The organism is Marivita cryptomonadis (genome assembly GCF_002115725.1).
Taxonomy (GTDB): Bacteria; Pseudomonadota; Alphaproteobacteria; order Rhodobacterales; family Rhodobacteraceae; genus Marivita; species Marivita cryptomonadis.
Genome location: NZ_JFKD01000108.1, coordinates 1 through 706, shown reverse-complemented (window position 1 = coordinate 706; position 706 = coordinate 1). Strand labels below are relative to the sequence as shown.

Sequence of the window (706 nt, the reverse complement as noted above, 5' to 3'; positions counted from 1 at the left end):
CTTGGGCCAACAACGCGTTTTTGATACCGGCAGCGCATTGACGCGAATAAGCCGTGAAGGTCCGGATACTCCGTGGCATCGATTGCTGCTTGGAGCAGCAATGGTCAACCGCCGCCCTTCGACTAAGACGCACTGGAAAACCTTTTTTGCATTGCTGGATAAGATTCCCTATCAACTTTTGGAGCAGACAAAAGACTGGAGCAGGTTGTTCTCAGGATGTCCGACAGAGTGGTCCAACCCTGATTGGCTTCAAATTGCTGATAGGCTGCAAGATCTGAATGATGTTTTTAATAGCGTTGATGAAAGCGACGGACCCGACGCCCGTGACGCACTGCAAAAACTCAAAAGCTTCATAGGTACTGCTACCTATCACCAGATCGCCAACTTAGTGGATGGCTTTCACCTGGCACTGATAGACATACGTGAAGCTCTTGATGCCGCAGATCCCCAAACAAAAGCGGACTCTTCAACGCCCTGGAGGACGCTGCTTAATTCGAACGACACACTTCTCGTAAGCCCGAATGGGCTGCAAATTGTCGAGCTGAAATGCCCAGCGGACCTTGATGCAGAACATCGAGCGCTAGGCCATTGCATTGATGGTTACGACTACAGCGCTTATCGAGGCAACTGCCGTCTTTTTTCAGTACGCGAAAACGGACAATCATTGGCCTCTGCCGAAATCCAAATGGATGAGAGTGCCTGGGGC

Annotated in this window: 1 protein-coding gene; it reads left to right on the top strand. The window is 50.7% G+C overall.

Annotated features, from left to right (window positions below; all coding sequences use genetic code 11):
* A partial coding sequence (locus MCRY_RS22535; RefSeq protein WP_217808275.1) for a hypothetical protein occupies window positions 1–706 on the top strand: 706 nt, incomplete at both ends.